This is a genomic window from Megasphaera massiliensis, assembly GCF_036305205.1.
Lineage (GTDB): Bacteria > Bacillota > Negativicutes > Veillonellales > Megasphaeraceae > Megasphaera > Megasphaera massiliensis.
This window is the reverse complement of record NZ_JAXIXE010000027.1, coordinates 130,353-139,976: the sequence shown is the minus strand read 5'-3', so window position 1 is coordinate 139,976 and position 9,624 is coordinate 130,353. Positions and strand designations below refer to the sequence as shown.

Genomic DNA, 9,624 nt, shown 5'->3' with positions numbered 1-9,624 from the left:
TAAGAAACGCCGCTTCTGCGTCGTATTCAGTTTTTAGTACAATACCCTGCTTGTCCGTCGCTCGAAAAACCTTGATTTTCCAGTGTTTTCAAAAGTATCGTTATCTAACGTCAGCTTTCGGGAACCCAGCCTTATCCTTCACAAGTTGACTTCTGTAACCATTATACCAAATAACGCAGTCAATGAAAATCAGCAGTTCTTCGTTAAGAGCAAAAATAACCTTTTTTCTGCTCTTAACCAGCCTTAAGAGCAGAAACGTCTTACTTCTTGTCCTTAGCTATTTTCAAATTCGCCTCCGTGGGATGAAGATTACTACCACCTTTAGCGGTATCTTTCTCAATGCTCTCCATATTTCTGGCTCGTTGTTTCCGATATTCATTCAACCCCCGGATATTCTCCGGATCACGGTAGAATTCAAGAATATCTTTGATAAATAAATCCAACATCAGTCTTACCTCCTTTTGCACGTGTACCATTTTGCTATAACTTAAATCAAAATTTTCTTCTAACTAACTCTCTCATAGATAATAAGTTTTTACAGCACTAAACCCCTCGAATTCGAGGGGTTTAGAAATAAGAGATATAAATGTATTTACCTTCTCCCCAAAAGATGAATTGATGGCTCGTAAGATCCCATTAGCCCAAAATATTAAAAAATGATACCCTTCCATATTTCAGGCGGTATTTGCTCAATCGGTTTATTCCGGCGAATGGCACGACGCAATTCCTTTGCCCCTTCTATAAAATTCAGACACGAAGGACGCAAAGGCTCGTAATGCATCGTGCGCTCCAAGGAGTGCTCCCCGAATTTCGCCAAGTACTCTTTTTGGACCTCAAAGTACTCTTCAATCCCCGGATGGACGTCTTCAAAACGTTTCGGTTCCATCATGTTTCGCCTCCTCATTCAAAAAGTCTCCGTTCATGTTACGACTTTATCAGCTCATACCTTGTCGTGCGTCCGCCGCCAAGCTGGGCGATTTGGCCCCTATCGGCCAGCGTTTTCAGAATGCGGCCTGCCGTAGACTGGCTGACGTCCAACAATTCCTGTACCTCTTTCCGGGTAATGCGCTTCTTTTCTTCCAGAAGCTGCATGATTTTATCCTCGTCGGAAGTCCGGAACGGGGCTGCCATTTCTTCGACAATCATCGGTATCTCAACGGCTTTATTCCTGAAAGTCACATTGGGAAGAATGATTTTGAAGGCATTTGGGCTAGTCTTAATTTCGGGCTTCACCGGTTTATCGGCATAGGCATCCATCATTTTTTTCACACCTATTCCGTCAGCTTCAATGAGCTTCAAGTGGTAAAAGACGTTGTGCAGATGCGGGTTGCGGCACAGGGACACGCCCATGTTCAAATCTTCCGGGACGAAGCCGGGAAGGAGACCGCCAACAGACACCATCTCAACGCGGTCATCGTATATGTGGATCAAAGTATCGGCACCAAAAGAATAGTTTCGGTGTAGCAGCACGTTCATCAAGGCTTCCCGAAGCGCTATGTCCGGATAACCTCGGCGACCATCCGTATAACGGAAGTGATGTCCGCTCGTGTAGTTCTGATTGTGAAAATTGACATAAGAACAGGCGGCCTTCATTTGCTTCAGGAGAGAGCCGGAAAAATCCTGACGGGCCTTAAACACAGTTGGACTCGTCCCATCAAAGACTGCCGCCCTTATCGTACAGGGATTCTGGTCAGAAAGGAGAAAACCCAGATTCGTATAGAGACCGTCACCGGATATGAGGTTCAAGGTCTTCATCTGCTGTTGATCAAAGGTCATATTCGCGTCAGCAAATTCACCTTTCAAGGCATCAAAAGTTAAGAACTGATCGATGGATCGTCTCTCTTCAAAACTGTCGCCATCGATTGCTTCAATCATCCGGCGAATGGCCGTCTTCGTTGCCGGAACGGTCTCATATTCCTGACGCACATAAACGCCCTCCGGCTGCAGTCCCTTATTTGCCAAAAAATATGGACAATTCGTGCCTCGCTGAACGCGGACCGCAACGACGGCGTTTCCGTCACAGTTTAACGTTTCATAATGAATGAACATCGTGACGTCAGGTTTTATGGCGTCCCGCACCATATTCGAAATCTGCAAAACACAGGCGGCGGCATCTTCTACGCCTAAAACGGCCCCGTCATCCGCCACACCGACATAGATCGTACCGCCGTTACTGTTGGCAAAGGCGATGATTTCCTTTTTCATATCATCGCCGACGATAGCCTTCAATTCAACGTTTTCGCTTTCCCGGAATTGCATGCTGCTCACCTCTTCTCCTCATTCTAACTATATTCTACCTATTCTAATCATTCTTGTCAATACATTTTAGTTAGATTGGTTAGATTAGAGAATACCCAGCTAAAAAGAGGCCGCGAAAAAGCCACTCCCTAATGAGTGGCTTCTCTTTCTTTATGGATATCGTAGGCAAATAAAAGAATGTCGCTGGGATTCTTAATTTTTTCTGCCACAACTGCATCAATGAGGGACTGCCGTTCTTCATCGGTTTGCAGGAATAATCGGGTGCCTAAGATAAACTCATGATTATCCCAAATCCGCGCCAGCACCTCTGACAACTTCTTTTCTACTCCTATAGGCGTTTCCGTTAAGGCCATCATCACCACTCCCTTTATGTTTTCCGCAGCAACATACGGCTATCGAGCTGCTCAGCCAACCATTATACCGTACCGAAAAGCAAAATGGATCAAAGGATTCCTTCTTCTCGATCTAATTGGATATTCAAGAAAACACCTCGTCCATTGCGCCGGGGCCTCACATAATATGATTTTCACAGGCCAGGCAGCGAATCCTAAAGTTCTCCGTACGCTTAATTTCTTCGACACCGACAGACGAACGGATGGCAGCCAGTCCTTCGGCTACGGTACCGGTTTCAAAGCAATCGAATTCGTCTATGTCTTTATCGATCAAGGGGCATCTTACCATCATCGTTCCCGCACCTCCTGTGCTTTTTGGACAATCCCTTCGAATGATATCATCGAACACGTGGACTCACAGACTGCATATACGGCAGCCCCTATAGGGCCGCTTCTCAAATTCAACGAACCCGCAGCGTCATCATCGGATCTGCCTTCCCTCTTTATAAGCCTCCCTTGCTTCGTTCAAAGACATGCGATTGGCGCCGCCGCGGTAGTCCGGCTTTGATTCCTGTACGCCGTCATTACACCAGTCGCAGACATCGCAGATATCCATGTCGTTCCAAGCCTCAAATTGATATTTTCCACACACGGGACAAGTATGTTTCGCCATGGCCAAATCCACCTCCCACCGTTTAAAGCCTAGGTCTTCACTAAAACTAACCGTCATTATTATGTTTCATTGTATCAGTTTCAATCTCATTTGTCGACCCGGCCATTATCCACAGCTTCTGCCCTTCATCGGGGTCATCGACGGCAATAGAAAAAAGCCGCTCCTCATGGAACGGCGTCTCTTTCGAAATAAATATCAAAAACAAAAGAAAGCATCTCCCCGAAATCGGTAGGGCTTCTTCTGAAACGACATCGCCTTATTTCTTTTCATCGAGCAGCATGACGCCTTGGGGCGGATTGTGATCGACGGCACCGACAACGGCGTGCGGCACATAAGGCGCTTCCAGGTATGCCGCCTCTTCGTCGGTGAGTTTGACGGTCAGGGCCGCTGCGGCATCATCCAGATATTGGGGCTTCGTCGCACCGACGATAGGTGAGGCCACGCCCTTGGCCCACTGCCAAGCCAGGGCCATTTCCGACATCTTTACGCCGTGCTTTTCGGCCAATTCGTGGACACGGCGGACAATAGCCATATCCTGTTCTTCCGTACGGTCATACTTTCCCATGGCGACCCGGTCCGTCCGGGAGCGGAGGGTGTCCGACTTCCACGTAGGTCGAGCCAGGTGTCCCGCTGCCAAGGGACTGTAAGGCATTAGGCTCACGCCCATTTGCTTACAAAGGGGAATCAACTCGCGTTCATCCTCGCGGTACAGGAGGCTGTAGTGGTTCTCCATGGCCTCGAAACGAGCCCAGCCATGATCGCGGGCGCAGAGCTGCATATTGTAAAACTGATAGCCATACATGGCCGATGCCCCCAGAGCCCGCACCTTACCGGACCGCACCAACTCATTCAGGGCTTCCATCGTTTCTTCAATAGGCGTTTCATAGTCGAAGCGGTGGATGATATAGAGGTCGAGATAGTCCGTTCCGAGGCGCTTCAAAGTGCCGTCAATCTCGCGAAAAATCGCCTTACGGGACAGGCGGCCGTCGTTGAAATAGACCTTGGAGGCGATGACCACCTTGTCCCTGGAGACGTTCTTTTTCAGCGCCCGGCCTACGTATTCTTCACTCGTTCCGGCAGAATAACAGTTGGCCGTATCAAAAAAATTGATGCCTAGCGTAAGGGCGTGCTTCACCATGGCCTCGGTCGCCGCTTCGTCCAGCGTCCAGTCGTGCATCGTACCGGCCTTGCCGAAACTCATACAGCCTACGCAAATTTTGGAAACTTCAATATCCGTCGAGCCTAATGTCGTATATTCCATATCAGTTCACCCTTTCTAAGGACGCCGTAAAATCGCCTTTCATGCCGGACAGCACTTCCATCCCGGAGGTTACCCGCCCCAGTTTAATGAGGGATTTAGAATAGCGAAAATCCTGGTAGAAGATGCACAAATTGCCCCAAGGCTCATAGTAGCACAGGTCGCCTGCCTCGGGATCCGTGCCGTCCGGTTCCCCCTTCGTCGGCAAGGCATTGGGAGGATAGGCGATTTTCTCAGTGCCGTTGAAATCAGAGAAATTCAGCGTCAGCGGCAGGGCCTCATAAAGGGCCTTGGCCGCCGGCGTATCATACAAGACGATGGCGACGTCCTTCCCGTCTACGGTCATCTTTATGGTCCGTTCGGCTGCCGCCGTTTCACCTGCCCGTGTGTTTCCGGAATCCCTATCTGCCACGGCACTTGATGTTTCCGCAGCCATCGATGCCGCATCCCCTTCCGGCCGATTCGCCTGGCCGGCACAGGCCGTCAGACTGCACAGCAACAGGATGCTTGATAGGAATAACAGGACCTTGTGTGTCACCATGTGACCTCCTTTTTCGATCGTACCTTTCGATATCGCAAGGCTTCAAAAACATTACCTAAGTGAATATTATGGTTCAAAACGGATGCCGTGGAGACGATACACTTCGTTCAGGCTGGGGACATCTAAAATCAGGCTGTGCCCCAGATCCAAGGCATCGATTTGCACCATATCTGCCGGAGAGAGGGTGAAGTCATCAACGTCGAAATTCTGCTGAATCCGCTCGGCATGGACAGATTTAGGAATGGCCACAATCTGCTTCTGCTGCAGCCACCGCAGTACGACCTGGGCCGGCGATTTTCCATACGTCCTGCCAATAGCCGTCAACACGGGGTCCGTAAAGAGGCCGTGCTGCCCTTCGGCAAAGGGAGCCCAAGCCATCGGGGCAATCCGATACGCTTCCATGACCTGGCGCAGGCTGCGCTGCTGACAAAAGGGATGGAGTTCAACCTGATTGACGGCCGGCACGACGTCGTGACTGAGGATCAAATCGATTAGCCGATCCGGTAAGAAGTTGCACACCCCAATAGCCCGGATTCTCCCTTCATGGTAGAGTTCTTCCATGGCCCGCCAACTCCCATGGTAGTCGCCATAAGGCATGTGAATCAGATAGAGGTCCAGATAATCGGTCTGTAGATTTTCTAATGTCTTTTCAAAGGAAGCCCTCGTTTTTTCATAGCCGGCATCCTGAATCCAGACCTTAGACGTTACGAACACGTCCTCCCGATCGATGCCGCTCTCACGAACCGCGTCTCCGACGGCCCTTTCGTTACCGTAGCAGGCCGCCGTATCGAGGAGGCGATACCCCGTCTGAAGTGCCGTCAAGACGCTCTGTTTACAAAGGTCGTGGTCGGTGATTTGAAACACACCAAAGCCAAGAAGTGGCATGTTTACGCCATTATTCATCTGAATCATAGATACGCTCTCCTTCCAACACGGGCAGCTCCTGAAAGTCGGTTCAAAAAATCCCATTCGACGGCAGCCGGAGCCCTTTGAAGCCCCCTATTTTCTCATGTATACGAAAGATAAACCGCTGTCTTCCCGATGTTCTTTATACGCCTTGTAGCCCATTTTTTCGTACAACTTTATATTGCTCCAGCTCTTGGTACAAGTGTACAACTCTTTCACCGCGTCCGGATACAAGACATCCACCTCGGCAAGGAGCTTTTGGGCCAGGCCGCAGCGGCGGTAATCGGGATGAATCATCAAGCGGCCGACATCGATGAAGCCCGTATCCTGTCGGCAGCGAATGGCGCCAATGATCGTGCCGTCGTCGTCTTCGAGCTTAAAGGTATCCCAATTTGCAAAATCCCGGCGTGCCTCTTCCTCTGTTTCCTGGAGTGCCGGAACGTCGCGACTGCCGATCATAGCGGCTTCACTCTCAAAAGCCAGCAACTGCAGCTGATATAGTTCCGGTACATCTTTTATGTCTGCCGGGATAATTCTCATACGTCATCGCTCCTTCAACGGTCCATGAATGCTGATCCTCATACAAAAGGCCTGTCCTGATAGATCATCCTTCAAGGAAAAAGATGAGCGGTCCCTGGTTTTACGCAACCGCAGCTGCCCCTTCCGGAATCGAAAAGGAAAGGACTCTATAACCAAAAAAGGTACTCCCTTCCCGGAATACCTTTATTGTATCAATATGTAGCTGCAATTCCTAATGCTTATCGGTCATCGTGAGACATGCCTGTAACGTATTTCTTGGCAAATTCAAGAAAAGCAGCGACTGCCGGTGAAAAGACTTGTTCTTTTTTCCAGGCCAGAGCCGTCGACCCTTCCAGCTTAGGGGACAGGGGAATAAAGTGCAGCCCTTCGTATCGGCAATTCAACCGCATAGCCAGGACGACGCCGACCTTACTGTTAGCCAGCATAGCCTCATTGTACAGGAGGTCCCCTTTGGCGACGACATTCGCCTTGCTCAGCTCCGGTCCGAACCATTTCCCAAGATTACTTTCGGCGATGTTGCCGACGGCAGAAATAAGGGGAATCCCCACCAAATCCTGAGGCGTGATGACGCTTTTAGACAGGAAAGGAGAATCTTCCCGGACCAAGGCGCCCCACTCCTCCTTTACCGGCATGGACACGAATTCGTACTTTTGAATATCAAGGGGTTCGGCCATAAGCCCCATATCCAAAAGCCCCCGATCAATCCCGTCTTTCAGGTTCTCCCCATGACCACTGAAAACCTCATAGCAAATCTGAGGGTATCGACGGTGAAAGGCGGCCATGCAGTCGGTCAAGATACACGTCGATAGAAATTCACCGCTGCCGATGGTAATCGTCCCTTCCAAAAGTGTTTCCTTTCGGAGAAAGTCTCGTTTCGTCTTCTCGGCAAGGGTCAAGATGTCCCGGGCCCGCCGTTTTAGCAGCATGCCGTCTTCCGTCAGCACCACGTTATGGTTGCTGCGGGTAAACAACTTCACGCCAAGCTCGGCTTCCAAATCAGCAATCTGCCGGGATAAGGTCGGCTGGGTAACATGGAGCTGAGCCGCCGCCCGTGTAAAATTTTCCTCTCTGGCAATGGCCAGAAAATAACTCAATACCCGAAGTTCCATATCCATCCCTCCTAAAAAAAGTATAACCATGCAGCCGGAGGAAATCAATATAGCTGACTGTAAGTAATGCTTCTCCCTATATCACATGTTAAAAGACGCCGCCCGGAACCCTTGTCCAAGTTTTCCGAAAAAAGATAAAAGCGGCGTATCTTCTCGCTGACGGCCACTAAAAAGGAGAACCGCCCTTGAAAGCTCACGGCGTCATAAATCTTCGTCAGTACCTCAATCAAGGTTTTCTCTACGCATGCAGGATTCTTCGTCAATACCATCAGGCAAGCCCCCTACCATTTCCTTTTATCCTCATCTGTCGAGTCGTACTAACACTGTCAACGATAGTGAAGTCGGATTTTTGATAACTTATACAGTGTCCCCATTTCTGACTGCAGCTCCCAAAATTCATCTAAATGCGGGCAGGATACTCCGACCTCTTAGGTCGGGGAGGAATGCCCGCTTCACCTCACTTTCTTAAAACACTAGAGTTTTAGTAACATATATGATATGGTGGTCTTAAGGGAAGCCATATATTTTCAGAAAGGCAGGTGAGAAAAAAGTGCCCGACTTAACCAAGACTATAAAACTTCGCATCCATATTTCTCCGGAACAAGAGATTCTGTTTCGCCAAATGACAGAGCATTATCGTCAGGCGTGTAATTTTGTGTCGCAGTACATCTTCGACAATCAATTCAACTTGGCTTACCAAAACCTTAACCAAGCGCTGTACCGCAATCTCCGCGAACGGTTTGGGCTAAAGTCGCAACTTGCACAATCGTCCATCAAGACGACTATGGCTCGTTATAAGACTGTCAAGCAGCAGCTCTTCCAAAAGCCATATAAATACAAGGACAAAGATGGCAGCTGGAAATACATCACAAAAACACTCGAATGGCTTTGGAAGCCCATCTTCTTCAAGCGCCCGCAAGCCGATTTGGTTCGCAATCGTGATTACAGCTTCGTGGATAATGGACAAAGCCTGTCTATCAACACCCTTGGGAAACGAACCCGGTGTACCTTTGAAAGCAAGCCATTTTCGGAATATCTGGACGGCTCATGGAATCTTGGCACAGCAAAGTTAGTTGAACTTAAAGGTCGGTGGTATCTGCATATTCCCGTCACTAAAGCCGTCGAAGGTTTCCAGAAAGAGAACGTCCGTCACGTTGTCGGTATCGACCGTGGCTTGCGTTTTCTGACGGTCAGTTACGATGAGCAAGGCAAAACAGAGTTCGTTTCCGGGCGAAAGATTGCAGGCAAACGACATAAGTTCCTCAAAATTAGACAGCAGCTCCAATCCAAAGGCACAAAATCGGCAAAGCGCAGACTCAAGGCCCTTTCAGGACGAGAGAACCGTTGGATGTCCGATGTAAATCATCGGATTTCTAAGACACTCGTTACGAAATACGGCAAGGATACGCTGTTCGTGCTGGAAGATTTGACGGGTGTCAGCTTTGAAGAATCGAATCTCTCCCAAACTGCAAAGAAGAACTATGACCTGCGAAGCTGGCCTTTCTATCAGCTTGAGCAATTTCTGACCTACAAGGCCCACGAAAATCGCTCGGAAGTATTGAAAGTCTCGGCAAAATACACCTCTCAGCGTTGCCCGAAGTGTGCTGCTATCCATAAGGAAAACCGTAAGCCTCACCAACACCTGTATCGCTGCCAGTGCGGATACAAATCCAATGATGACCGTATCGGAGCTATGAATATCCAGCTTCTTGGTACGATGTGGATTGCCGGAGACAATCCCCCTCGTTACGAGAGAAAAATAACTGCCTCGGAGTAAATCTCCTTGGTAAAACGGGCATCGTCAACTGCCCGATGATGTAGGCAGAATTAGGGAGATGTTGTTCTCAGCAGCGCTGCCACCTATGTTTCTCTGACTTACAAGCTCCCGCTTCTATAAGTGGGAGTCGTTGACGTAACTTCACAGGTCTTCCTCTTTCAAATCCTAGGTTGTTAAAAAGAAAACAAGGTTAAACGGCCTTTTATATCATAATTATGCTTTTATATTG

General features: G+C 49.0%; 12 protein-coding genes. 1 reads left to right on the top strand and 11 read right to left on the bottom strand.

What is annotated here, in order from left to right; genetic code table 11:
* Positions 1–260: 260 nt before the first annotated feature.
* The 11 genes from UCI88_RS05535 to UCI88_RS05485 all read right to left on the bottom strand — a co-directional run bounded on the left by UCI88_RS05535 (position 261) and on the right by UCI88_RS05485 (position 7,618).
* Entirely contained in the window at positions 261–446 is a 186-nt protein-coding gene (locus UCI88_RS05535; protein ID WP_044503892.1) for a hypothetical protein, read from the bottom strand.
* Positions 447–649: 203 nt separating this feature from the next.
* A complete protein-coding gene (locus UCI88_RS05530) occupies positions 650–889 on the bottom strand; it encodes a hypothetical protein (protein WP_256179518.1) in 240 nt (79 codons plus the stop codon).
* Between the two features lie 35 nt (positions 890–924).
* Complete coding sequence (locus UCI88_RS05525; RefSeq protein ID WP_256179583.1) at positions 925–2,259, bottom strand: RNA-binding domain-containing protein; 1,335 nt, start codon at positions 2,257–2,259, stop codon at positions 925–927.
* A 128-nt stretch (positions 2,260–2,387) separates the two neighbouring features.
* The gene (locus tag UCI88_RS05520) at positions 2,388–2,615 is read right to left on the bottom strand and encodes a hypothetical protein (RefSeq protein ID WP_256179519.1); all 228 of its coding nucleotides are present in this window, start codon (positions 2,613–2,615) and stop codon (positions 2,388–2,390) included.
* Between the two features lie 154 nt (positions 2,616–2,769).
* Positions 2,770–2,943, bottom strand: coding sequence for a hypothetical protein (locus tag UCI88_RS05515; RefSeq protein ID WP_176698847.1), 174 nt, complete (start codon positions 2,941–2,943; stop codon positions 2,770–2,772).
* Between the two features lie 129 nt (positions 2,944–3,072).
* Positions 3,073–3,264: a CPCC family cysteine-rich protein gene (locus UCI88_RS05510; RefSeq protein WP_044503896.1), complete on the bottom strand. Its 192-nt coding sequence runs from the start codon at positions 3,262–3,264 to the stop codon at positions 3,073–3,075.
* A gap of 256 nt (positions 3,265–3,520) precedes the next feature.
* Positions 3,521–4,525, bottom strand: a complete 1,005-nt coding sequence (locus tag UCI88_RS05505; RefSeq protein WP_256179520.1) for an aldo/keto reductase — start codon at positions 4,523–4,525, stop codon at positions 3,521–3,523.
* A 1-nt stretch (position 4,526) separates the two neighbouring features.
* Positions 4,527–5,063: a cyclophilin-like fold protein gene (locus UCI88_RS05500; RefSeq protein ID WP_230198072.1), complete on the bottom strand. Its 537-nt coding sequence runs from the start codon at positions 5,061–5,063 to the stop codon at positions 4,527–4,529.
* Positions 5,064–5,129: 66 nt separating this feature from the next.
* Entirely contained in the window at positions 5,130–5,975 is an 846-nt protein-coding gene (locus UCI88_RS05495) for an aldo/keto reductase (protein ID WP_256179521.1), read from the bottom strand.
* Between the two features lie 87 nt (positions 5,976–6,062).
* A complete protein-coding gene (locus tag UCI88_RS05490; protein ID WP_044503898.1) occupies positions 6,063–6,509 on the bottom strand; it encodes a GNAT family N-acetyltransferase in 447 nt (148 codons plus the stop codon).
* Between the two features lie 218 nt (positions 6,510–6,727).
* Positions 6,728–7,618 (bottom strand): LysR family transcriptional regulator, encoded by an 891-nt coding sequence (locus UCI88_RS05485; protein WP_256179522.1) that lies wholly within the window; start codon positions 7,616–7,618, stop codon positions 6,728–6,730.
* Positions 7,619–8,168: 550 nt separating this feature from the next.
* Between UCI88_RS05485 and UCI88_RS05480 the strand changes: the two genes are divergently transcribed.
* Positions 8,169–9,395 (top strand): RNA-guided endonuclease TnpB family protein, encoded by a 1,227-nt coding sequence (locus UCI88_RS05480; RefSeq protein ID WP_044503899.1) that lies wholly within the window; start codon positions 8,169–8,171, stop codon positions 9,393–9,395.
* The last annotated feature ends 229 nt before the right edge of the window (positions 9,396–9,624 follow it).